This window comes from Helicobacter bilis (assembly GCF_001999985.1).
In the GTDB taxonomy this organism is placed as follows: domain Bacteria; phylum Campylobacterota; class Campylobacteria; order Campylobacterales; family Helicobacteraceae; genus Helicobacter_A; species Helicobacter_A rappini.
The window spans coordinates 2281516-2305569 of the sequence record NZ_CP019645.1 but is presented as its reverse complement, the minus strand read 5'-3'; the positions used below and the strand labels follow the sequence as shown (position 1 = coordinate 2305569).

Below are 24054 nucleotides of genomic sequence, written 5' to 3'. Positions count from 1 at the left end.
GACAATGCCGCAAGCAGAGTTTAGAAACTTTGATGAGTTTAAGGGGCAATTTGAAATGGTTAAAGGTAATATAGGCTTTATTAAAACGCCATATAAAGATGTAAAAGTGTCTATCTCTTATGCGTGGAAACATTTTAGAGAGAACACTTACAATACAAACAGAGACAATATAAAAGGTGGCTTCTTTAAAACCTTTAAAGACCCTTTATTTATCGTAGAACAAGCACGAGAAGGACAAAGTAGCCCTAGTGTGTATTTCTATAAGCCATTTTTTGATAATGATAAAAAGCTAATAAATCTGTTTGGAATAGGGATAGATTCTGTTGGAAATATAGATTTTAAGACATACTACTTTGACAAAAAAGAAAATCGATTAAAAGAAATGTTAATGAGCGATAAGATTAAAATTGTATATATGCAAGAAAACCCTTGAGCCCCACCTCTCTCTCACAATCTACCCTATGAGAGCGTGTTTAGCTACATGTCCTCTAGTAGTATTGAGTTAAAACATATAGCAAGGCTTAAAGATACTCGAATTATACCACAAAAAAAGGATTTAAAATGATACAAACAAAAAATCTCACTTTAAAGAAATTCCAAGAGAATTTCGACTTTATAGAAGCTAAGATGAAAGATAGTCAAATATATAAAGATGCCTTAGATAGTTTTGTAAAGTATATGCCAAATGCTCCCATACAGCAAGTTTTACAAGATTTAAGCAAGAAAAAGATGGAGTAAAAGCAAGCTATGGATATATTCAAATTCCTTATACGCAAAACAAAGAAGTTAATGACTTTATCAATAAAAGCTGTGAATGTATTCATATAGGTGGAGAAGAGCCTTATGATGAACAACGGATAAGCGAACTTGAAAAAATGGCACAAGGTTGTGATGATATTCCTACAATGCGTTCAATTTTGCAGACAAAATACAAAGGCGATATAAATCTTTTAAAGCTTCTGCAAAGAGAGGCACAGAACTATAAAGAAGCATTTGGTGAGTAGAATTGTTTATGCTCAACAATCTTTTCAAATAAACAATACCATAATGTCTCGTCTTATAAAAGATTTTAAAGAATATAAGCAATATGAGCTGGGTTTTAATAAAATTATTTATTTCTAATCTTCAAATAAAAGTAGGCAAAGAATACAAACTCTCATCATAATCTAATCAAATTTATCTTAAATAAAACAACTTTCTAACATACAAAGATAGTGAAGAAATCTATATACAAGCACATAAAACTATATAGGATCTATTAACAGCAATCTCTCTCAGGCTATACAAAATAAGAAAAACTGCAAACTTAAAACTAAACTATTGCCCTCTAAATTACCCCGATAATCCACCTGAATGTTTGAGCATCTAGTTTTCTAAACACACAAACACCATCTTAAAAACATTCTAAGCTATAATACAAAAATTAGATTCCAATAAGGCATAACATGATTGAAATATTAAATGCGTATAGAAACCCGATATTTGGCATACTTGCGTTGCTATTTATGGTAGCATTTGTATTTTTTTTAGATTCTTTAAAGCGGACTAGAGCGCATAAGCGAAAGCAAGATTTAATCGATAATTTAGGTAAGCAGTTTGATAGTATTGGTTTGCAGCAAAATATCGATGAGTTTATCGCTCATGCTAAAAATGCTACGCAAACACTCATATTAATCGCACAGACTTACGCAAAAGCAGGGGATTATGAACAAGCTATTGCCATTTATAAAACCTTGAGTGAAAAGCCACTTGAGATGCACGAAAAGCTAGAGATTCTAGAGTTACTCGGTGATAGTTATTATAGGGCTGGTTTTTTGGAGAGAAGTAAAAATATCTTTTTGGAAATTTTGCGTTATTATCCGCATAATATCCGTATTCTTGAATACTATATGCGAACCTGTGAGAATCTAAAACATTATGATGAAGCCATAGAAGCATTAAATAGCTTAGAAGAGATTGTGAGCGCAAATGCTGATTCTAAATTCTCCATGAAAAAAATATGGCATACTAAAAATTATCTAAAAGTTATGCAGCTATGCAGTAGTCATCATATTTCTCTAGCAGACCAGCAAGAAAAGCTACTCATGTTTTATGAAAAAGACCCTACGCTAAGAAATATTATCCTGCGGCATTTTCGGCTTTATAATGTCGGGCTATTTTGGCAAAAGATTCTATTATTACAAGATATTATGCCCTATATTGATATTTTATGGCATTTTCAAAAACATGAAGTGCCTTTTGATTTTATTGCGAATAGAAGTGATTTAATGGCAATTTATCATGCAAAAGGCTTTGTGAGTGGATACCAAAAAAGTGAAGATTTTACGCTTGAAGTATTGCAACTTTTATTATTATACTCACATATAAAGGCAGATATTAGCTTTACTTATAGTTGCAATTCATGCAATACGCAAACGCCTTTCTACACCTATCGCTGCAGTGCTTGTGCAGAAATCGCTACGATAAATCCCATCGCTATTCCCGCGCAAACACCCCCCCCCCCCATTTAGCCACTAGAATGGATCTCTTTCGTGTGTGATTCTATTACGCAAATCCCTTCTTGTAAGCTCGATAATCCATATCCAAAGTAAAGATTCTATAAAGCTGCATACATAATAGCTAAACATAGAATCTACTCTTACAAATCCGCACAAAGGCAGAAATAAAACATACACACATAGCCACAACATAATGCCATAAAAGATTCCATGTGCAAATTTTAGCTTTTGCCAAAATTCCGCAAATAAAATATAAAACAAACTAAAAAAAATCGAAAATAAAAACTGCCATACAAGATAGACTACACTCCACTCGTAGCCATCACTAAACACATATTTCAAACTAAGTAGATTCAAATCAATACATAATAACTGCAATATATACTCTGCGTTAGAATCTAAGGGCATTTGTAAAGATAGGGGGAATAGCACCTCCCAGCCAATCCTCACAACACTCCCAATACTCCCTACAATCACGCCGATAAAAAGGCTTATCCATACGCGATATATCTTACTAAGATTTGTATAAACCTGCATACTATTCCTTGCATATCTACTTTTTGCAATTATACACAAATACTTCAAGTAGCACCCAACAAAGCCATTATTGAAAATAGAGTATAATACTAGCCCTATATTTACGCAAAGGATTATTATGCAAATATTTCATGTGTTATGGAAGGGCATTAAGGGTATTTTTGATTTTATTAATACTTATTTTAAGGTTGTGGTATTACTTCTTATTGTGCTTTTTTTAGCCACTCTTGCAAGTGATGAAGAGATAGAATCTAAACCAAATCTAGCAAAACTTTATCTAAACTTCCCTATTTATGAGAGTGAAAGCTTTGCCGCACAAATAGAAGCTATTAAGAAAAATGATGATATTAAAGGGGTTTTACTGCTTATAGATTCACCGGGTGGGGCTGTGGGAGCGAGTATTGAAATAGCAGATATGATAAAAGAGCTGAATGAAAAAATACCCGTTGTTGCTTATACGCAATCGCTTATGGCAAGTGGTAGCTATTATGCAGGAATGTATGCACATAGCATTTATGCAAATCGTGGTGCATTAGTGGGGTCTATCGGTGTCATCTTTAGTGCGCCAAACTTTGAAGAAGCAATGGATAAAATAGGCATAAAAATGCAAGGGGTTAGTGCTGGTGAATATAAAGAGATAGGCTCAATCACGCGTAAATGGAAAAACACAGAAAAAGAGTTTATAAACAATCTCACACAAGAGCAATACAAAATGTTTTATAGTGATGTGATCGCCGCAAGGGGTGAAAGACTGAAGGCTAAAAATCATCTAGATTTTGCTGAAGGCAAGATCTTTAGTGCAAGTAATGCCCTAAAACTTGGTTTAATAGATGGTGTAAATAGTATGAGTGAAGTAGAAAAAATATTACAGAATCTAAGTGGAGTAGAAGAGATTGTATGGCTAAAAAAAGATAAAATGGAAGTATTGCTTGATAAACTTACAGATAGCATAGCGACAAAAGCACAAAGCATTTTTATGCCAAAATTTATGTGGGGTGTGTAGGACAGCAATATGATGTGTTGTAATCGCAATTTCAATTGAAATAAGGACTTTTTATATGTAAGTAGTGTATGCTTAAAAATCGCGATCTATTCTTAATATATAAAGGTTTTTTACATTTTATGCTTAGACATGGCAATCTGTTTATATGATTTAGAGAATATTTGCTACACTCCCATGTGAGAATACTTCAAAGTTAAAGGGATAGTATGCAAATTTATATAAGCGGAATACATACTGATGTTGGTAAAACACATGTGAGTGCTGCTTTTTGTGCGAGTTTTAACTACGCATATTTTAAGCTTATACAAGCGGGCACACCAAGAGATTGTGAAGTCGTGCAGCGTTTTAGCCCTAATACAGAAGTTTTGGGTGAGGGTATTTGTCTTAAAACACCGGCTTCACCACATATTGCTAAATTACATGAGAATGTGCAATATAAGGGCTTAGATATTGCATTACCAACAAGGGATAATGTGGTAATTGAGCTTGCAGGTGGCTTATTTTCCCCGCTTGATGAGTATAGCTGTATGTTAGATTATATGCAAAGCTACAAGCGACCAACGATTTTAGTTGGTAAATATTATCTTGGGGCAATAAATCATATTATATTGAGCATTAATACCTTGAAACAGCGTGATATAGAGATTCTCTGCCTTGTTATGAATGGTGTTATTGACTTGAATGTTGATAAGTTTATTTATGAATATACAGGCATTAATATCATACATTTAGATACATTTGATACTACGGACTTCACACAAAGGATTCTAAACTTTAAACATGCTATGCAGCCTTATCTTGTAGAGAATGGTTTGCTAACAAATGGCTTTTAAGAATGTGTAAATTCTCTCCATTTTTATCAATATGTGATAAGAATTTATTGCAACTTTACAAAATATCTCCGATATTTAAGAAAATTGCATAACTTAGGATAGAGATGATTTATATTCTTAAAACTGATACAGAGATACCAGACATAGATAAAAGGCTATTAAACAATGTGTCTATATTAAACCTTCTAAATGTTAGAATCTTGCCTTTTAGCATAACCAAGAAAGATTTAGAATCTATTGACTATATTTTGCTGACTTCAAAAAATGCGATCAAGGCGATAACTCAACATGAATATGCGGCTTTGTTTTTAGAAAAAAGTGCCATTGTGATTGGCAAACGCACGAAAGAAGCATGGATTAAAGCTGGAGGTAATGTGCTATTTTGCCCGGAAAAAGCCTGTGATAGTATAACCCTTGCAAACTTGGCTTCAAGCTATGTGAAAGATAAACATATCCTTTATTTATGCGGCAAAGATAAAGCAAGCGATATGGCTAGTCTATTAGAAAATCAATGTAAAATAACTACAATAAATGTTTATGAAAGTTATGAAAATACTAATATGAAAAAATGTATGTTTGATGATGAGAGTATATTTATCTTTGGCTCTCCTAAACATTATAAGACATTTTTGGGGCATTATGTATGGAATCCAACATGGTTTGCAATCTCACTTGGCGATACGACTTATGCAAGCTTTGCAGATGATATAAGAAAGCTGAATGCAAAGGGTGATTTTATCAAGGCATTGAAAGTCGCACAGGCTATGCGTAATGACACGCCTATGCAAGATAATGCGGACTTAAAAGATTCTTAACTAAAGATTTATATAATGAAGAAAGCAAGAAAAAAGCATACAAATAAATTCCTTGATGGAAGTCAATCGCGTGAAAAAAATAAGATAAATGCTACAAAATTACACAATATTCACAACAAAACTTCAAAATACAACTTTTTATCCGCTCGTCTCAAAGCCTTTATCACTGATATGTTTTTACTCAATATGCCTATACTCTACATTACCACATATATATTTTTGCAAGGCAAAGAGGATTTTTTACAGAATCAAATCGCAATTTTTTTATGTGAAGGATTATATTGCTTTTTACTCTTTTTGTTCTTTGCGATAAAGGGGCAAACCCCCGGTTTTCGCTATGCAGAGATTATGCTGTGTTCTGATTCTAGTGTGAGTGATAAAGATTTTGATGGAGAAAATGGGACAGAAAAGCCGCCAAAGGCATGGCAGGCATTTGTATTTATTGTTGTATGGCTCATTGAGCTTTGTTTCTTTTTATGGATATTTGCTTTTATGCGTAAGGACAAAAAGACACTGCATGAGATAGTATCAAAAACTCATATTATATATAAACCAAATCCTGCAAGAAAAACTATGCAATAAAATCTTTTTTTAGCTTCTATGTTAGATATTCTGTAATAATAGAGTATCGTATTCACATTTAGATTCTATTTAGATTGACAAAATAATTGCGTTTATTCTAAGCAAATAAGAGTTACAGAAGTAAATAAAACAAAGCAAAGTAAGGCTTTAGCTAAAGCAAAATTTCATCTAATGTTATAAAGCAACTTTTGCAAGATTTTATACACAAGTAACCTTGCGTATAAAACAAACAAAATCGCAATAAATCGCTTATACTTTATAATTTTTAGCTATGTATTAAAATACATAATTCACTTGGAATCTAAATCGTCCAAATTGTGGGTCTCCAAACGCATAACCATAAGCTGCAAGCATATTGATACTATCTGTAAATTTATAGGTAGCACTCAATGCAACATCAAGGAAGTGTGCGGCTTTGATATGATTGCTAGCCTCATATAAGTTACCTGAAACATTGTTGAGATTTGTGCCAGTTGTAGAACCTTTCTTTAAATAAAAGAAATGCGAGGCATCAACATAAGCTACATCAAGGGCTGCACCAAACTTTTTATAACCGATTTCAGCTTTTAGGTAAGGCACAATGATAGAAGAGTTTTTAAAGCCACCTACGCCTAAGATTCCAAAGCCATTTGCCTCAGCCCTAGAGTAGCTATTCCACAAATGTCCACCAAGCTTTAATCCGCCTGTATTATCAATAAGTGTGCCAAAGCCATCGCCAAAGCTACCAGCAAGACCTGCTGATGCACCAAAGAAGCCTGTAACTTTTTCTGCTCCATCTTCTTCATCACTTGCTTGTGTAAAATTGTATCTGTAATCAACGCGGATATTATACATACCACGATTTTTGGCATACCAGTCCTGATTATTAGATACACTATTTCCACCAAATAGTCCTATAAGACTTTTTGAGCCACCATAAATATATGGTCTATCAGCCATTGAAGTATATGACACCTGCCCTGTAAGTGTTAAGCTTTGATTTCCAAAATTTGCAGTATAAGCAATATCGCCAAACACCATAGCATTTACCCATCGATGAATCCCGCCATACCAAAGATTATAGGATAATCCTGTCTCTTTTGTAAAATCAGCACCGCTTTTTATATATGCCATAAACATATTATTGCCGATACCAGCCCCCTTAGCATCAATGCCCGGTAAAGATATATAAATGTCATCACCCATCCAGCTATCCCACCATTGAAAACCAAAATTCATAGCACTCAAATCGTTATTTTCCGCAAAAACGCCAAGTGCTCTATCTAAATTATTATCATTAAAAGGTGTCCCCGGACTTCTTTGCCCCAGTCTTACAATCGTTTTTGTATTTAGCGTTTCTTTACCATCAAGGGTAACATAGAAATCTCCAATATTAAATCTATCCACAAGAGAATCTATGGTTTGCCCTCTAGAGCCACCTATATCATTATCCGCCGTGTTGCTATCGGGAGTGCTAGAACCTTTTGAGAAAAAGAGACCAGCCGATGCACTCACACCATAAATAGCGCCCGAAGTAATCGTAGGCTTAAAGCGAAATTGATACCTTACACCCTCCCCATCTCTTCCATCAACAGCATGCACACGACCAAATGCAAAACCATCAATACTTGCGTTATTAATCACATCAGATAGCTTTGCTGCCTCTAGGCTAGTAAGGCTACTTGCTGCTAACAGACTACCTGCTACCACAATGCTACTTGAGCGGCGGCTGAAGAATTTGCTTCCTTGATTTTTCATATAAATCCTTTAAAGTGAGATTAGCTTATATTTCATAGCTTTTTGGACCTTACAAAAAAAATGCTGAAAAGGCAATAAAATAACGAGAAAATGTAGAAAAAATATCAAAATGTAAATATGACTATTTGGTAATGTATATTTTAGAAACATTAATATTGTGAGTTGGCAAAAGTTTTGAGTAATAATATTTTTAAACAATTTTTAATTGTGATACTCTTAAGGTATGCATATTTAGCATTATGACTTACAAAATAATCTCGTATTAGTTATTTTAGATATAAACATGATAGAATCTAAGCGAAAAAATAGCGATGAGATAGAAAAGGTTGTTTGTGCAATTTTTAATTGATTTTTGTTCTGTAGATTCCATAGAAAAAAGCTTAGTTTTTCCGCTGCTTAATTGCTCTAAACATGAGGCTTCAATCCTGCGTGAAATAGTGGCTTTGTATATGCGTGGGGAAAATGAGATTGACATTCAAACATTTTTGGAGCAGAAATATTATGCAAAAGGCTTTGAGATATTGCCATATTTAAAGGAAATTTCACATTTAATAAAGCTTGGTTGGTTAGCCACACAGGATAGATTCTCACAAGAAAGGTGTGAGAGTGTGCTAGAGTTGCGTAATGCAGTCATTAGTGTCAGTCCTAATCTTTTAAAGCTTTTAGAGCATGGGCGTTTGTTTAATAGCGATATTAAAGATACTATTTATAATAACTCACTTGAATATCTGCAAGATGAGTGGAAGAGACTACATCTTATGCGTCAATACAACAGGATTCAATCTGTGCTTAATACGAACTTATCGCAATCTTGTGATAACTATATCAACAATACATTAGCAAATATCATTAATACAAATGCGACAAAAAATACAAAGAAAATAAAAATACAGCAATACTTTAAAAAACATCATTTAAATTACCATGAAAAGCTGATTTTTATCTCTCTCACACAAGCCCAATATAATGGTGAATTTGGGCTATCATTAAAAGAGATTGTCTCACTTGGCAAAAATGAAGAAGAAAAGATCATTTTGCAAAACTTACTTGCAAGTAATGCAAAGCTGCTTAAAAGTGGCATTATCACTTGTTTTGAATCTTTTGGGGATTTTTCATTTATGGAGCAAGAGTTTTGCATACCGCAGCATATTTTTAATAATCTTATGTGTGATAAATCTAGTCAAAATGCAAACCTTGAAGATGAGGTCGCAAAGAGTGAGATATTTGACATTATTACGCCAAAAAAGGGCTTAGATTCTGTAATCTTGCAGGATAGTGTAAGAGAGTATTTTGATATTTTATTGCAACATTTAAATCCTAAAGTGCATAAACTCTTGCATAAATGGGAGATTAAAGAACATGCTGATATAGATTCTAAAATCCTATTATATGGGGCTAGTGGCACGGGGAAAACTTCTAGTGCGTATGGACTTGCCAAGGACTTAGGACAGAAGATTCTCTATCTTGATTGCTCCAAAGTGCTATCAATGTATGTTGGCGAGAGTGAAAAAAATGTGCGTAGAATCTTTGATGAATATCATGCTATAACTATGGCAACAAAAGAAAAGCCTATTTTATTGCTTGATGAAGCAGATCAGTTGCTAGGATCACGCAATGATATAGCAGGTAGCACGAGTCGCATGTATCATCAAATGCAAAATATATTCTTAGAGCAGATTGAGAAATTTTGTGGAATCTTGATTGCTACTACAAATCTTGTTGATAGTCTTGATTCTGCATTTTCAAGAAGATTTCATTATAAGATTTGCTTTAATATGCCAGATATTGCAATGCGTGAGAAAATTTGGTTATTACATTTCCCAAAACATGCGGATTTTAAAGATAAAAAAGAGAGAATTGCAAAGGAATTAAGCAAATTTAATCTTAGTGGTGGGCAGATAAAAATTATCACATCAAATACTTGCTATAAAGTCGCAACAAGAAAAGATTTGTCATTTAGTTTAGATGATTTTATAGCAGAGGTAGAAAAAGAGCAAAATGGTGCTTTTGGTGATTCTAAAAAAATGGGCTTTAAACAATAATAAGGGATTCTATGCAAAAAATTATAAAAACGATATATTTTTTTATTCTATTGTTCATTGCGTGTAGCATTAGCGGTTGCTTTTTGTTTGGAATGAAGGGCATTTTTGAAGGGAGTAATTATCAGATTGTAAAGCTTGAAATTGATAATAAGGTTGTCCTAAGTCCGCAAGAGCTTGCCTATCAAGCAAGAGAACAAATACAAAGCAATCCAAATGCACACTTTACGAATACATATGATTCTACTACGCAAAGGCGATCAAGTAGGATTGATGATTTAAATGCAAGTTTTGAGCAATTGCGACAAAGAAATCAAGACGATGAAAATGATGATGAAAGCACACCTGCTACAACACTTGCAAATATAGCATTAGTGGCAACCTTTAATCTTGATCGCTCACAGGATATGTTGTATGGAAAGGCTGGTTGCAATGACTACACAGCAAAGTTTTTTTGGCAAGATAGCACAAAAATCGTTATTTCTGGGGCAGCAAGCACAAGAAAGCCCTGTAGCCCAAAAGAAGTAGCAAACTTTCAAAATACACTCATACGCAACCTTGATGGAATCTATGTAGTAACAAAACTAAAAAATAGAAAAGGCTATGTGCTAAACAATGGGCGAATGAGAATTTATATAAAATAGCTGATTTGGGTCATATTGGATAACGAATCTTATTGTATGCATATTTATTTTTGTGTTTTGTGTCTCACATGAAATTTGCAAATAAGTGCGATATTGCATCTACAAAACGAAATTACATGGTTTTCTATCTGTTTGTCAATTAGAAGCTTGTGGATTCTGTATGCTTTATTTGTGATACTCTAAGGGCATAGCTTTAAGAAATTTATGTTTCTAGTCTGTTGATATGGGGTCTCAATGTGTAGATAACATGAAATATAACAGGGTAATATCCCCTATATATTCTAGAATCTGAGATAAGATTGTCTTATTCATAGATTGCCAAAAAATGGGGGGTTGCCCTTTCATTCATTTCTCATCAATGTAAAAAAAGATCAATTGCTTTGTAATCTGTCTTTGCGATAATGATCCCTATCTGCTTTATTCCTAGAGTATCTAGCCTACGGAAAGGCTGTAAAATACTGCCTTCAAATTTTTAAAAACTTAATATAAAAGCATTGTGTCGCAAGTGGAGTAACAAAGGAATTCAAGCTCCTATGCGATATAGAATCTCGGTTTCTAAGCCTTTTGTTCTAAGCCTTAAAAACAAAAAGATTCCATGATGAATAGTAGCTAATTTATGCTCGTTACTTATTTAAACATTCAAGCGCATATTTTTTGCCGAGTTCATAAGCCTTTTTATTGACATCTGCGACTTTTGCAGGCACTTTGCTAAGCATGGTTTCAATTACTAGCTCTTCTGGGACACAATTTGTAAAAGTAACGGTTGCAGCTAGTGCTACAACACTTTGTGTTACTACATTGCCTACTTCTTCTTTTGCGATTGTAATGATTGGAATCTCATAGATTCTAAATCTTTTTCTATCTTCATCAGTGGGCTTTACAAGGTTTGGCTCTAACACTACAATGCCCTGCTCTTTTATACCAGACTTATAAATATCATAACTCATCTGTGCAACAGATAGCATAAAATCGATATTACCATCCATTGCATAAGGATAGAGAATCTCTTCACTATCAAGTAAAATATCAACCTTTGTAGGACCGCCTCTCACTTGGCTTGTATAAGTAGAAGCTTTGACACCATAACCACCGCCTCTAATCTTAGCTTCCGCTAGAATCTCACCTGCTAAAAGGACACCCTGCCCACCAACGCCTGTAAATCGTAATTGATGTTCCATTAATGTCCTCCTTTTTTAGCGGTTACTTTTGCTTTATATGCAGCATAAGCTTCACAATACTCTTCTGTTTCTGTATCATGCTTTAAAATGCCTGTTGGGAATTTCCCTTTCTTTTCCTCTTGGCTTAACTCATCATATTTGCGTTTTGGTAAGATTCTAGAATCAAGCCATTTAAGCATATCAGTAGCCTCTATCATTTTATTTTTTCTACCAAGATTCACATGGCAGTTTGAGTTAATATCAAAGAGACTAAAGCCTTTGTGTTTAAAGCCCTCAATTAGCACTTTTTCAAGCTTTTTAGGGTCTAAAATACTCTCTCTTGCTACAAAAGTCGCCCCTGCTGCCGCACCCAACTCGCAAATATCAAATTGATTATCAATGTTGCCTCCGGGTGCTGTAACAGTCCAAAAGCCTTTTGGCGTTGTCGGCGAAGTCTGTGAGTTTGTCAAGCCATAGATAAAGTTATTCACAATAATGTGATTAATATCGATATTTCTGCGACATGCGTGTATAGTGTGATTCCCACCGATTGCTAAGCTATCGCCATCGCCACTTACTACGATTACATGCTTATCTGGATTTGCAAGCTTTATACCTGTCGCATAGGCTAGAGTTCTGCCATGTGTTGTATGCACTGTGTTGCAATTCACATAAGAACTCATACGACCACTACAGCCAATCCCACTCACTAAACACACATCGTCCATATTCCAGCCCACTGCATCAATAGCGCGTATAATACTTTTCAAAATCACGCCATCGCCACAGCCCCAACACCAAAGTGTTGGCATTTTTTCTACGCGTAAATATTCATCATAATTAAAAGCCATATTTCTTCCTTTATCGCTAATCTACTTCATAGAACGCAATTTTTCAATCACTTCATTTGGTGCAATAGTTCGCCCATTTGCACGACCCATAAATTCTACTCTTCTCCCAAGTATGCGTTCGACTTCCTCTCTATATTGCCCTTTATTTAACTCTACCATGAGAATTTTTTTGAATCTCTCGCCTATTTTCTTAAGCTCTTTTTCCGGGCTAGGCCAGATTGTGATGGGGCGGAATAAACCAGCTTTAATCTCATTGGTTTGACGCAACTCATGCAAGGCTTCTTTAATACCCAAAGTAGCACTACCATAAGATATGATCGCAATATCTGCATCTTCTAGATAAAGCTCTTCATTATTGCTTAGATAGTCCGCCCTGCTTTCTACTTTGTTGAATAATCTATCAATAAGGGCTTGTCCTTCAGCAGCATTCTCTGTTGGGAATCCAATCGCACCATGATGCAAACCTGTGATATGATAGCGATAGCCTTTAAAGAAAGGATTTAGCACCGCAGGCTCATCTGGTCCTACTCCATAAGGTTTATAATCTTTTGGATCGCCACTAAACTGCTTTCTTACCTTATTGTTTTTTTGCACTTCTTCTAATGTTGGAATCTGTGTTTTACCATACATGTGTCCTAAAGTCTCATCAAGTAGTAAGAATACAGGTTGCATAAACTCTTCTGCGAGATTAAACGCACGCACACTTTGCGTATAGGCTTCTTCTAAAGTCCCGGGAGCTAATGCAATGGATTTATAATCGCCATGTGTTGGGTGCTTTGCAAAGGCAACATCACCCTGCCCTACCCTTGTTGGCATACCAGTAGATGGACCAAGTCTCATAACATTTACAATAACGAGTGGAATCTCTGCCATATAACCTAAACCGATTTGCTCAGCTTTAAGAGAAATGCCCGGACCAGAGCTTCCAGTCATAGCTTTTACACCACTCATAGACGCACCGAGTGCTACAGAGATCCCACTGATTTCATCTTCCATTTGGATAAAATTACCACCATGATGGGGCAGTAAATGTGCCATTTCGTGCATAACATCAGAGCTTGGTGTGATTGGATAGCCACCATAAAATTTACAACCAGCATCAATTGCACCCATTGCAACAAGCTCATTTCCACCTGTAATTACCTCACGCATTGTTTGCACCCTCCTCAATCGCCATAAATCTATTTGCTTTTATTTTCTCTGCTCTCTCTTGTGCAGCCTTATCTGTTTTTGCAAATTTAAATTGCTTTCTATCGGCAACAGTGATAGCAAAATCTGGACAATGCAACTCACACTCCATACAACCAATACAGCTTTGTGGATACATAACTTTTACAATCTTGCCTAACACTTTATGTGCATCAAGCTGCATGGCTAATACACCGGCAGGACATCGCGATACGCAAATATCACAAGCTTTGCAGCGTTTTTCATTGACCCACACAGGTGTGTTTTCAGGCATTAAAACATCTGACATATTTAGGTTCTCCTTATTAATATTTTGAACTTTTGGGTTAGTTTAAAACTTTGACTAGATTCTATATCTATGGATTCTATATAGAATCTAAGATTAAATTTGTGTTAATCTATAAAATCATATAGCATATTGATAGCTACAAGCTATTTTTGTTCGCAGCATAAAAACATAGCAATATATAATTTTACTATTTAATACCTTTATCAGCTAAAAGCTTTTTCATTGTTTCGCCAATAACTGCTGGGCTTTCTGCTACCATAACACCTGCTGCACGCAATGCTTCTTGCTTTTCTGCGGCTGTGCCTTTACCACCGCTTACAATCGCACCTGCATGTCCCATTCTCTTACCTTTTGGTGCTGTAGCCCCAGAGATAAATGCTACTACTGGCTTTTTAATCTGCTCTTTAATTAAAGCTGCAGCATCAATCTCTAAGCTACCGCCAATCTCGCCTACCATAACAATCGCTTTTGTTTCAGGGTCTGCTTCAAACATAGGTAATATTTGTTTATAGCTTAAACCAATGATAGGGTCGCCACCAATACCTACTGCAGTTGAGATTCCTAAACCTTGTGTTACAAGCTGATTAGCACTCTCATAAGTTAGCGTCCCACTTTTTGAGATAAGCCCAATATTCGTGCTAGATTTTTTGAAAATATAGCCCGGCATAATACCGATTTTACACTCATCACTTGTGATAATACCCGGACAATTTGGTCCTATCATATCCATGCCTTGCTTTTTCGCATACATTTTTGCAAACATAATATCTTTTGTAGGCGCACCTTCTGTAATTACAACTGCGAGTTTAATGCCCCCTGCTGCTGCCTCAATAATCGCATCAGCAACAAATGCTGGTGGCACAAATATCATGCTCACAGTAGCCCCAGTCTTAGCTACGGCTTCTTTAACGGTGTTAAATACAGGTTTGCCTAAATGTTCGCTGCCACCCTTATTTGGTGTAACACCGCCTACAATCTGTGTGCCATAAGCCATACACTGCTCACTATGGAAGCTCCCTTCCTTTCCTGTAAAACCTTGAACGATTACCTTTGTGTTTTTATTTACGAGAATACTCATCTTTCTATCCTTATATGATTTTAACTTTTGCTTACTTTGCTGCTGCAACTACTTTTTGTGCGCCATCTTTCAAGTTCTCTGCTGCGATTAGATTCTTAATACCAGCACCTTTTAGAATCTCTTTTGCCTTTTCTGCATTTGTGCCATCAAGTCGCACAACAACAGGCACTTCCACGCTTGTAAGCTTTGTAGCCTCAATGATTCCATTTGCAACTCTATCGCATTGCACGATACCACCAAAAATATTCACAAAAATAGCTTTTACATTCTTGTCTTTTAAGATAATCTCAAAGCCTTTTGCAACCGTTGTGGGATTTGCACCGCCGCCTACATCAAGGAAGTTTGCAGGTTGTCCGCCCTCATACTTAATAATATCCATAGTAGCCATTGCAAGTCCAGCTCCATTTACCATACAGCCTACATTGCCCTCTAGTTTTACATAGCTAAGATTGCTTTCACTTGCTTCGATTTCACTAGGCTCTTCTTCTGTGAAATCTCGCATAGCTACAATATCACTATGTCGATACAATGCGTTATTATCAAATCCAAGTTTTGCATCAAGTGCTAAAAAGCTACCATCACCTGTAAGAATCATAGGGTTAATTTCAACTTGCTCTGCATCTTCATTAATAAATACTTCATAAAGTGCTTTTGCAAACTTACTAAATGGTTTTTGCTGCTCTTTTGTAAGTCCTAAACCAAGTGCCAATTCAAGTGCATGAAAAGATCTAAAACCTATGGTAGGATCAACTGCTACCTTGATAATCTTTTCTGGACTTCTCTCTGCAACTTCTTCAATCTCCATGCCACCTTCTGTGGAAGCAATGAAAATTGGCATTTCAAGCCCTCTATCAAGCACAACGGCAATATAAAATTCTTTCTTAATATCTAAGCCCTCTTCGATATATACACGCCCCACTTTTTTACCTGATGGTCCTGTTTGGTGTGTTACCAAAGTCATACCAAGCATAGAATCTGTAAGCGTTGCCACTTCATCTAAACTTTTTGCAAGTTTTACACCACCTGCCTTACCGCGTCCGCCTGCGTGTATTTGTGCTTTCACAACCCATACGCTACCGCCTAGCTCGTTCGCAATAGCCTTTGCTTCATAGCCATTATTAGCCACTCTACCGCGTGGTGTTGCTACACCATATTTTCTTAAAACCTGTTTTCCTTGATACTCATGTATATTCATGTTATGCTCCTATTTTTCACGAAGGAATTACAAAGTGAAACACAGGATAGCACATCAAAGTGTTTTGTGTAGTGCTAGGCTTGTTGCGTTTCGCTTTGGTTAGCAAATTTTCTTACAAATTCACTTAAAAAAAGTTAAAATGTGATAAAAATTCACAAAATTTACTCAAAGTGTTAATTTTTTACCTTTTTTATATTTTTGAGATGTTCTCCATAGGTTGCGCTAAAGTCGTGTGTGCCGTTTTTATTACGCATAAAATAGAGATAATCTGTCTTTGCTGGTTTTATTGCCGCTTTAATTGCATCAATGCTTACACTACCGCTTGGTGTATGTGGTATCCCGCTATATTTGTAGGTGTTAAACTCACTTAAATCATTGCGTATCCTATCTGGTGTAATGCGAGTATGAGAGTATTTGCCATAGTTGAGAGAGCCATCCATTTGCAAGGGCATATTTTTTGCAATGCGATTATCTATAACGCTTGAGACAATTGGCATTTCAGCAACATTTGCTGCTTCTTTTTGTATGATGGACGCTTTTGCTACTATTTGAAACCATTGCTTTTCATTATAATAGCCTACAAGATCATTTGCTAGGCTTTTATGCTTTTCAAGCGATTGATTGATGAGTGTTTGCATGATAAATTCGGGATTAGCATGATAGGGCAGACTATAGGTATTTGCTAGTATTACTCCATCGCTATAAGGGGCATATTTATTATAAAGAGATTCTAACTCATCGATATTAAAGTCAAAAGTCTTTGCGATTTGCCTTAAAAAAAAGTAGTTTGTCTCACCCGGTATTAAAGTAACATTTTTCATAGGGGCTTTTGAGGTAGCAAGGGCATTTAGAAATTTCCCTTTGCTTAAAGTCGTTTGTGGTAATTCTATCCAGCCGCTTTGTGGTCTGCCAATAAGTCGCAAAAAATACGCATCAATCAAGCTTACATTATAACCTTTAGTCTGCAAATGTGTTATAATTCCTTTCGTTGAACCCTTTGGAATAAAAATGATTTTCTCTGAATGCAAGGGGATTGAAAGATAAAAACATATACCAAGCAACAATATTAAACACAATTCAAAGAGTATATTGATAATGCCAGATAAAGAAAATAATGAAAACTTAGCTTGTAATTTAGAAGCAAGCCAAAAAATAAATGATTTAGAGTTAGAAGATTCTAAAGTATTCGATGATGGGGGTGTAGCTACTGCCCCACTACTCCAAGTCAATAAGGTAAATGGCGGTGATGAAAGCATAGGCTTAGATTCTAAAGAAAGAGATTTAGAATCTAATGTTTCCCTATCAAGTGAAAACACATTGCGTTTAGATAAAGAGTATAAAGACTTAGAATCTCGTGATTTAGATTCTAGTATATCGGATTCTACTATATTAGATTCTGTTAGTTTGGATTCTAATGATTTAGATTCCAAAGCAAAAGCCCTATTCCTAGAAGAGAATCTAAACGCACATAAATCGCTTGAAAATGATTTAAACTTGCAAGAAATAAGCCTTGCTTTGCAACAGAGATTAAACACACAAGATACAATGCACTTCAACCACATACACACACCTTATATAGATTTTTCAAGTAACAATCATACACTAAAACAAATAAGACCTTCATTAAAGCAGCCTAGTAGTAATGAAAATATAGCACACTCTAATAACAAAGATTCTATACAAACACAAGATTGCAATAATCTAAACATTGCAAACAATATTCCAAGTCAAAAAGAAAATCCTAGCCAAACAGAATCTAGCACAAAACCTGCAATATATACGCTAGATGACACCCCACATGACACCATAGAAAAAAAGGATACCAAAAAGCACAAGAAGAAGGCAAAGAAAAAAGGCAATCCACTATTAAGACTTATTATATTTTTTGTAGTGATTCTTAGCGTTACGATTATAGGCTATAAGATTCTAGCAAATGGAATCTCGTTTCAAAACCTAAAGTTTGGCAATATAGCTATACGCAATGCTTTTTTGCAACTACAAAATAAGTTAATACTAGAAATAGATTCCATTGATTTAAGCACACTTAGCAACAACGAAAATAAAGATAATACACAAGAAACAAGACCTTTTAATGAGATTTTGCAAAACACAATACAATACACACAAAGGACACTTTATATACTAAGCTATTTTGAAAGACTAAATATAAAAGAGCTTGTATTGCCAAATAATCACAAATGGAGTATTGACTACACAGATACAAATTACCGCGTACAAGGTGCTTTATTTGACGCAGATTTCGCTATCAATAATAATCACAATAATATACATTTAGACATTAATAAGTTTCAGTTAAAGACGCTGCCCTTGCATTTTGAAGGAAATCTTAATTTTTCTGTGCCAAAGAAGCAATTATCCTTTAACCTAGAGGCAATAAAAGATGATGATAATAATGAAAAAATCATGCTTTCAGGCGACACAAATTTTAATGAAATCAATGTAAATGCAAAAAGCAGCCCACTCAATAATCTAGCCATTATAAAACCATTTATAGATAATATACAAAATCCAAAGCTAAAGAAAACCTTGCAAGACTGGCTATTTAACAATATTAAATACGATAATTTGCATTTAAGCAATCTAGCTATGCGTATTAACCTAGATGATATAGGCAATACTTTACTACATAACACACAAGCAGAAATCATTGTAGAAAAGCCAGAAGTTACTCTAGCAAAAGGGGTAAAGCCAATCCTTGCAGAACAAGCGGTAATAACTTTTAAGGATACTGATTTAAAGATTACGCCAATAAATGCTACATTTGCAGGTATGAATCTAGCTCAATCAGAAGTGCTTATAGCAAATATGCCTCATAGTGATGTGATTATTGAATTGCATGGAAAAAATGTGCGATTTGATTCTAATCTTGCAAAACTTTTAGAGCATTATGGTGTTGTGCTGCCTATTATGCAGCAATCCCTCGCACAAAACACGAAAAAATCAAAACAGACAAAAACCAAAACAGAATCAAAAAATACTAAAAAAACATTAGATAGTGCGATAAATACCACAGAAGATGCTGTAACAAAAGCATTGCAAACTAAGCAAACATTAAATACAGAGCAAACAAACACAAATGAGAATCTCTATGAAAAGATTCTAGAGTTAAACCCACAAACAACACTCACAAATGAACTTTTACATAACCCAAACCTAACTAAATCAAGCACTAAAGAAACCACAAGTATGCACCTGCAAATTGCAATACGACATAATAAAAAGATTCCAACGCACCCATTATTCTCACTGCAAGGCATTATCCAAGCTCAAAATACAAGCCTAAAATTATATGATATTCCACTACAAGCCAATAATCTTAACATTGCCCTTGATATTACACCGCAACAAAAGCTTGTGTATATCAATGGCGAAAGGGTAAAATGGCAAAGGCTTATAGACGCAAATGTCAATGTCTTGCTTGATATAAATAAGCAAAATATACAAGCAAACACCTATATACATAAAGCCATATTAAATACGCATAATTTGCAGGATTTAAGGTTAGCACCAAATAAGCCGACCATACATTTACCCAGCCCAAATAATGAGAATCTTAAGGCAAATAACAATGATTCTAAAATGGCCCTATACACTAAGAATCTATACGACATAAAAAAACAAAAAAAGATAAATCGCCCTACCCCACAAGAAGACCCTAAAGATTCCATACAAAACAATATCGCACAAAATAGCGGAATCTATCTTGAAGAAAGTATGCCTTATAGTAATACTCAAAAGATTCTAAAATATTTTGATGATTATTCAATACAGCAAACAAACATGCAAACACCAAATAATAGCATAAGTAGCGACTCGCATAAACTACTAGAAGATGCAAGAAAACAGCAATTACAAAATAAAGAGCTATCACCAGAAGTGATTAAATCTCTGCCTAAACAAAATATAAAAGATGATGGAGAGAGGGCAAAAGAAGATGACAAGGTATTGAAAGATTTAAAAAACAATCCTGTATGGAATGACCTAAAAATCCGCAGTAAAAAGACCCAGCCTTTCAAGCAACTAAGCACAAAAGAACTCACAGAGTTAGCAAAACAAGCCATAAAAAAAGAAAAAGATTCATTCATGCTAGACCAAGACTTTTTAAATATAAAAAATGCAAATATTCATTTGAATCTATCTTTTGCGAATAATAAAATTGTCCTTGATGTCCCAGCTTTAAGTCTGCATTTAGAAAGTGGTAAAAACTTACAACTAAATATTGCAAAAATTGAAAATATCTTGCAGTTCTCCCCATTAGCCCAATACTATGGCATAACGCATGGGGATTTCAACTTGCAAACTACACCTTATCCAAAAACAAAGCAAGAAAGTTTTAAACGCATAGATTTTACACTCAATCTCACAAAGCTAAAACACCCTTTATACACTATCAAGCATGAACGCGTTACAGATTTGAATCTAAAAGGGCATTTGCAAGATAACTCTATCGTTGTGCTTGTAAATGATGATATTGACTTTAAAAGTCAAGATTCTCTTAGTATGTTACGCATGAAGGGCTATCGCATTGACATTGATGAAGCAATGCAATCAAAGATTCCATTCTTCATAGATTTATTTAAAGATAAGCAAAAAGACGCCCTGCCCTACTCTGAAGCAGCGATTTTGCAAGAGTTAAAATTGATTGCAATTAAGAATAAATTAAGAAAGCAAATGAATATAAAGCCAACAGATTTTAATATCATTGGGCAGGATTTGCAATTTAGCTTTTTGGGCTATACCGCACCATTTGATTCTGTAAATATCCGCTTTATTGATAATCGTATCGTAGTCGATGGACAATATGGCAAGGGTATTTTAAATGCTTCGCTTATTAAAGATAATGTATATGTAAAGGCAAAAAATTTTAGTGGAGATTTTATCAATATTATTCTAGCTTCTGCAAAAGGTGGTAAAAAAATGCTAAATGGTGGGGCATTTAGCCTTGATGGAATCTATCGCGGTGGAATCTTAAATGCTTCACTAGAGCTTCAAAATACCGCATTAATCGATTTTAAATCAGTCCAAAATATTTTCGCCCTAATCGATACAGTGCCATCTCTCTTTATGTTTAAAGACCCGCATATCTCTGCAAAAGGCTATCAGGTAAATTATGGTAAGGTGATTTTTGCGATTAATAGCGATTATATCGGCTTACAAAATGTATTTTTACTTGGTAGCTCTATGGATATAAATGGACAAGGCATTATCGATATTGATACACAAGAAATGAATGTGAATCTTAATATTTCTACGATTAAAAATCTTAGTAAATTTATCAATAAGATTCCAATCATAGGCTATTTGATATTAGGACGCGAGGGGCAAATCAGCACAAACCTTATTCTAAGTGGCAAATACTCTGACCCAAAGGTTAATATCACACTTGCTGCTGACATTATCAAAGCCCCATTTAATATTTTAAGACGCGTTTTCCCGGTTGAAATGCTAGTGAATAGCTCAAAAGATGAAGAAGAGATGATTTTGTATTAATGATACATGAGAACAATAAAGTGGTTGCTTCATACTCTAAGGTTTTGCTTATTACTAGGCGTAACAATACTTTTAGAATCTAATATCACAATACAATCTTATAAAGAGCAAGGTAATTAGAAAACTTGCGATCTCATAGCCACCACGCCACAAATACTCAAGATTCTATATCTAATTTTTCACATAAGGTGCGATGATATGCTGTAAAAAGGTGGGGAGTCTAAAGACACTAGTATGCAGGTTTGCATTATAGCATTGTAAATTATCTAGCATATCGCTTTTTTGTAGTTGTAAATCGGCTAAAGGGTGTGCGTAGTTACTTAAAAACGCATAGAAACTAGGGGTGAGTGTAGGTAGCATAAAAGGCATCATCACATGTCCAAAATTCATGCCAAAGGCTAATGTATCAAGAGCTAAGCTTGGTTCTAGATAGCAATTAGCAAGGTCAAAAATGCAAATAAACTTTTCACTTGCCATCTTTTTTAGTGCCTCAAACTCATATAGTTTTGGGCTAGAAGCATGGATAATAATATCATAGCCAGCTTGCTTAATATCCATAAATCGCTCATAAAAAGCAATATTTACATTCTCTTGTATTTCCTTAAACTTAGGGATAAAGCCACTTAATGTATAAAGGGCTTCCATATCACCTACCACCATATCTACGCTCATATCATGCTGTGCAAAATGATTAGCAATCGCTGCATTCAATGTGCCACAGATGAGAACTCTTTTTGGATTTGTAGCTACACAATAGGGAATATAGGCAAGCATTTCACTTTCAATAAAGTTATAACGCTGCGTCATTACTGCTTGTCGTGTTACTTCTTTTTTATCATTTTTAAAACTAATAAGTGCAATCTGTTGCAATGCCTCAGTATTAAACAACTCAATATCAATTGTCTTACCCTTATAGTCTGCAAATTTATTTGTAATAGCATATTGATTCTGAAAGTTTCTTGTAACTTCACTTGTCATCCACATAAAAAACCTTTATTTGTAAATGGTCGCATTATAAAGCAAAAATAGTCAATTCATGATACTTTATCTCTGTATTCCTACGATTTTCTCTATCATCATAAGGATTTTTTGATAAGACTTTATCTACATATTCTGCAATCTTTGCACGATATCTGGTGTAAAGAAAAGTTCATTTGCAATAAAGCGGAAGTTAATAAGCCCTGCTAAATAACCATCACCCTCAGGCAACTTCGCTCCAGCAGTAGCATCACGCACAACACCTACTTCAAAGCCCTCCGCAAGTAAATCACGCAAATGGGAATCAAGATGCACATTTGCATCCATACCGCATAAAATCACTTGCTTAATCCCACTGATACGCAATTGAGTGGTTAAATCACTCCCTTTTAATCCAAAATCCTTTCTAGGTGTTGTAAGGATTGTTTTATTATCAAGTATAAAGGGTTTATATTCAGGCAAGAAATCTGCTCCGCTTTGTTCAATATCATTTGCATTCAAACCTTTGCCATTACCATAGGCAAGCTTTGTCCCACGAGAAAAGTTTTTCATAGGTGTTTTTGGCAAAGTTTTTAAATCTTGACTATTCCATACCACATAGGACACAAATGTAGGCAAACGCAGGGCTTTTGCCACTCTAAAAAGCATACCGATATTCTCAATAGTATTATTTTCTTTAATACTAGCACCATATAAGCTCCAGCCCACACCTTTTGGGCTAAGAAAATCAATCTGCGGATTCACAACCACAAGCCCAACGGAATCTTTTTGTAGCTTCATCTGTGTTTTTGGAAGTAGCATTTTGTCACTATCTACATAGAGTGGATTAATATTTATATAGTTCTGTTTGCGTGTTTGCTCCTGTGCTTCATCAATTGTTTCGGCATGAAGCTTTGTGCCAACTAGCACACTTGCACCCAAAGCACCTATCTTTGCAATCCTTGCGATACTCTCTCTGCGATGAAAGTCTATTTTATCTTGCTCTATTGTCTTTTGCATAATAAAACCCCTATATTTGAGAATAGATTCTTTTATATCGAACATTTTATAAGTTTATTGAATCTGTTAGATTCTATAAAGTTTTGCGATTTAATTTTATGCTACCTATGCAATATTTAT

At 34.9% G+C, this 24054-nt stretch carries 22 protein-coding genes; 11 read left to right on the top strand and 11 right to left on the bottom strand.

Annotation, left to right across the window (positions count from 1 at the left end; all coding sequences use genetic code 11):
- Positions 1-4 precede the first annotated feature (4 nt).
- The 4 genes from XJ32_RS10335 to XJ32_RS10330 all read left to right on the top strand — a co-directional run bounded on the left by XJ32_RS10335 (position 5) and on the right by XJ32_RS10330 (position 2510).
- Positions 5-433, top strand: coding sequence for a hypothetical protein (locus XJ32_RS10335; RefSeq protein ID WP_077387943.1), 429 nt, complete (start codon positions 5-7; stop codon positions 431-433).
- A 128-nt stretch (positions 434-561) separates the two neighbouring features.
- On the top strand, positions 562-738 hold the full coding sequence (locus tag XJ32_RS12075) for a hypothetical protein (protein WP_155761516.1): 177 nt from the start codon (positions 562-564) through the stop codon (positions 736-738).
- 137 nt (positions 739-875) lie between these two features.
- Positions 876-1004, top strand: coding sequence for a hypothetical protein (locus XJ32_RS13255; protein ID WP_302475935.1), 129 nt, complete (start codon positions 876-878; stop codon positions 1002-1004).
- Positions 1005-1445: 441 nt separating this feature from the next.
- Entirely contained in the window at positions 1446-2510 is a 1065-nt protein-coding gene (locus tag XJ32_RS10330; protein ID WP_077389584.1) for a tetratricopeptide repeat protein, read from the top strand.
- 3 nt (positions 2511-2513) lie between these two features.
- On the opposite strand, the gene XJ32_RS10325 is transcribed toward XJ32_RS10330, so the two are convergent.
- The gene (locus tag XJ32_RS10325; protein ID WP_005217741.1) at positions 2514-3035 is read right to left on the bottom strand and encodes a DUF1440 domain-containing protein; all 522 of its coding nucleotides are present in this window, start codon (positions 3033-3035) and stop codon (positions 2514-2516) included.
- Positions 3036-3153: 118 nt separating this feature from the next.
- On the opposite strand from XJ32_RS10325, the gene sppA reads away from it, so the two are divergent.
- The 4 genes from sppA (at position 3154) to XJ32_RS10305 (ending at position 6268) form a co-directional block, all read left to right on the top strand.
- Entirely contained in the window at positions 3154-4038 is an 885-nt protein-coding gene (gene sppA, locus XJ32_RS10320) for a signal peptide peptidase SppA (RefSeq protein WP_077389581.1), read from the top strand.
- Positions 4039-4244: 206 nt separating this feature from the next.
- A complete protein-coding gene (bioD, locus tag XJ32_RS10315) occupies positions 4245-4871 on the top strand; it encodes a dethiobiotin synthase (protein WP_077389578.1) in 627 nt (208 codons plus the stop codon).
- Positions 4872-4975: 104 nt separating this feature from the next.
- Entirely contained in the window at positions 4976-5686 is a 711-nt protein-coding gene (locus XJ32_RS10310; protein ID WP_077389575.1) for a uroporphyrinogen-III synthase, read from the top strand.
- Between the two features lie 15 nt (positions 5687-5701).
- Positions 5702-6268, top strand: a complete 567-nt coding sequence (locus XJ32_RS10305; protein ID WP_077389572.1) for an RDD family protein — start codon at positions 5702-5704, stop codon at positions 6266-6268.
- A gap of 276 nt (positions 6269-6544) precedes the next feature.
- Here XJ32_RS10305 and XJ32_RS10300 read toward each other — a convergent pair whose 3' ends face one another.
- Positions 6545-8005 carry a hypothetical protein gene (locus XJ32_RS10300; protein WP_077389568.1) on the bottom strand — a complete coding sequence of 487 codons (1461 nt, stop codon included), beginning with the start codon at positions 8003-8005 and terminating at the stop codon, positions 6545-6547.
- 332 nt (positions 8006-8337) lie between these two features.
- Between XJ32_RS10300 and XJ32_RS10295 the strand changes: the two genes are divergently transcribed.
- Together XJ32_RS10295 and XJ32_RS10290 are read left to right on the top strand one after the other, a co-directional pair.
- Positions 8338-10047 carry an ATP-binding protein gene (locus tag XJ32_RS10295; RefSeq protein WP_254422368.1) on the top strand — a complete coding sequence of 570 codons (1710 nt, stop codon included), beginning with the start codon at positions 8338-8340 and terminating at the stop codon, positions 10045-10047.
- 11 nt (positions 10048-10058) lie between these two features.
- Complete coding sequence (locus XJ32_RS10290; protein WP_077389562.1) at positions 10059-10688, top strand: META domain-containing protein; 630 nt, start codon at positions 10059-10061, stop codon at positions 10686-10688.
- 623 nt (positions 10689-11311) lie between these two features.
- On the opposite strand, the gene XJ32_RS10285 is transcribed toward XJ32_RS10290, so the two are convergent.
- From XJ32_RS10285 to mltG, 7 genes are all read right to left on the bottom strand, one after another.
- A complete protein-coding gene (locus XJ32_RS10285) occupies positions 11312-11866 on the bottom strand; it encodes a 2-oxoglutarate:acceptor oxidoreductase subunit OorC (protein ID WP_077389559.1) in 555 nt (184 codons plus the stop codon).
- Positions 11866-12696, bottom strand: coding sequence for a 2-oxoglutarate ferredoxin oxidoreductase subunit beta (locus XJ32_RS10280; RefSeq protein ID WP_077389556.1), 831 nt, complete (start codon positions 12694-12696; stop codon positions 11866-11868). Before XJ32_RS10280 ends, XJ32_RS10285 begins: the two co-directional genes overlap by 1 nt.
- Before the next feature lie 21 nt (positions 12697-12717).
- Positions 12718-13848: a 2-oxoglutarate synthase subunit alpha gene (locus XJ32_RS10275; protein WP_077389553.1), complete on the bottom strand. Its 1131-nt coding sequence runs from the start codon at positions 13846-13848 to the stop codon at positions 12718-12720.
- Positions 13841-14173 carry a 4Fe-4S dicluster domain-containing protein gene (locus XJ32_RS10270; RefSeq protein WP_004087013.1) on the bottom strand — a complete coding sequence of 111 codons (333 nt, stop codon included), beginning with the start codon at positions 14171-14173 and terminating at the stop codon, positions 13841-13843. The genes XJ32_RS10275 and XJ32_RS10270 overlap by 8 nt, the downstream gene beginning before the upstream one ends.
- Before the next feature lie 187 nt (positions 14174-14360).
- On the bottom strand, positions 14361-15251 hold the full coding sequence (gene sucD, locus XJ32_RS10265) for a succinate--CoA ligase subunit alpha (RefSeq protein WP_004087015.1): 891 nt from the start codon (positions 15249-15251) through the stop codon (positions 14361-14363).
- 31 nt (positions 15252-15282) lie between these two features.
- Complete coding sequence (gene sucC / locus XJ32_RS10260; RefSeq protein WP_005218453.1) at positions 15283-16446, bottom strand: ADP-forming succinate--CoA ligase subunit beta; 1164 nt, start codon at positions 16444-16446, stop codon at positions 15283-15285.
- Positions 16447-16619: 173 nt separating this feature from the next.
- Entirely contained in the window at positions 16620-17414 is a 795-nt protein-coding gene (gene mltG / locus XJ32_RS10255) for an endolytic transglycosylase MltG (protein ID WP_254422367.1), read from the bottom strand.
- A gap of 127 nt (positions 17415-17541) precedes the next feature.
- Between mltG and XJ32_RS10250 the strand changes: the two genes are divergently transcribed.
- Positions 17542-21957 (top strand): YhdP family protein, encoded by a 4416-nt coding sequence (locus XJ32_RS10250; RefSeq protein ID WP_077389550.1) that lies wholly within the window; start codon positions 17542-17544, stop codon positions 21955-21957.
- Positions 21958-22128: 171 nt separating this feature from the next.
- On the opposite strand, the gene XJ32_RS10245 is transcribed toward XJ32_RS10250, so the two are convergent.
- Both XJ32_RS10245 and XJ32_RS10240 read right to left on the bottom strand, forming a co-directional pair.
- A complete protein-coding gene (locus XJ32_RS10245) occupies positions 22129-22941 on the bottom strand; it encodes a spermine/spermidine synthase domain-containing protein (RefSeq protein WP_077389546.1) in 813 nt (270 codons plus the stop codon).
- Positions 22942-23061: 120 nt separating this feature from the next.
- Entirely contained in the window at positions 23062-23934 is an 873-nt protein-coding gene (locus XJ32_RS10240; protein WP_005218460.1) for an isochorismatase family protein, read from the bottom strand.
- Between the last annotated feature and the right edge of the window lie 120 nt (positions 23935-24054).

Coding starts and splice junctions, on each gene's coding strand:
- bioD (WP_077389578.1), top strand. CDS start 4,245: ATGCAAATTTATATAAGCGGAATACATACTGATGTTGGTAAAACACAT.
- XJ32_RS10245 (WP_077389546.1), bottom strand. CDS start 22,941: ATGTGGATGACAAGTGAAGTTACAAGAAACTTTCAGAATCAATATGCT.
- XJ32_RS10305 (WP_077389572.1), top strand. CDS start 5,702: ATGAAGAAAGCAAGAAAAAAGCATACAAATAAATTCCTTGATGGAAGT.
- XJ32_RS10250 (WP_077389550.1), top strand. CDS start 17,542: ATGCCAGATAAAGAAAATAATGAAAACTTAGCTTGTAATTTAGAAGCA.
- sucD (WP_004087015.1), bottom strand. CDS start 15,251: ATGAGTATTCTCGTAAATAAAAACACAAAGGTAATCGTTCAAGGTTTT.
- XJ32_RS10310 (WP_077389575.1), top strand. CDS start 4,976: ATGATTTATATTCTTAAAACTGATACAGAGATACCAGACATAGATAAA.
- XJ32_RS10290 (WP_077389562.1), top strand. CDS start 10,059: ATGCAAAAAATTATAAAAACGATATATTTTTTTATTCTATTGTTCATT.
- XJ32_RS10285 (WP_077389559.1), bottom strand. CDS start 11,866: ATGGAACATCAATTACGATTTACAGGCGTTGGTGGGCAGGGTGTCCTT.
- XJ32_RS12075 (WP_155761516.1), top strand. CDS start 562: ATGATACAAACAAAAAATCTCACTTTAAAGAAATTCCAAGAGAATTTC.
- XJ32_RS10300 (WP_077389568.1), bottom strand. CDS start 8,005: ATGAAAAATCAAGGAAGCAAATTCTTCAGCCGCCGCTCAAGTAGCATT.
- sucC (WP_005218453.1), bottom strand. CDS start 16,446: ATGAATATACATGAGTATCAAGGAAAACAGGTTTTAAGAAAATATGGT.
- XJ32_RS10330 (WP_077389584.1), top strand. CDS start 1,446: ATGATTGAAATATTAAATGCGTATAGAAACCCGATATTTGGCATACTT.
- XJ32_RS10280 (WP_077389556.1), bottom strand. CDS start 12,696: ATGGCTTTTAATTATGATGAATATTTACGCGTAGAAAAAATGCCAACA.
- XJ32_RS10275 (WP_077389553.1), bottom strand. CDS start 13,848: ATGCGTGAGGTAATTACAGGTGGAAATGAGCTTGTTGCAATGGGTGCA.
- XJ32_RS13255 (WP_302475935.1), top strand. CDS start 876: ATGGCACAAGGTTGTGATGATATTCCTACAATGCGTTCAATTTTGCAG.
- XJ32_RS10270 (WP_004087013.1), bottom strand. CDS start 14,173: ATGTCAGATGTTTTAATGCCTGAAAACACACCTGTGTGGGTCAATGAA.
- XJ32_RS10325 (WP_005217741.1), bottom strand. CDS start 3,035: ATGCAGGTTTATACAAATCTTAGTAAGATATATCGCGTATGGATAAGC.
- XJ32_RS10240 (WP_005218460.1), bottom strand. CDS start 23,934: ATGCAAAAGACAATAGAGCAAGATAAAATAGACTTTCATCGCAGAGAG.
- XJ32_RS10335 (WP_077387943.1), top strand. CDS start 5: ATGCCGCAAGCAGAGTTTAGAAACTTTGATGAGTTTAAGGGGCAATTT.
- sppA (WP_077389581.1), top strand. CDS start 3,154: ATGCAAATATTTCATGTGTTATGGAAGGGCATTAAGGGTATTTTTGAT.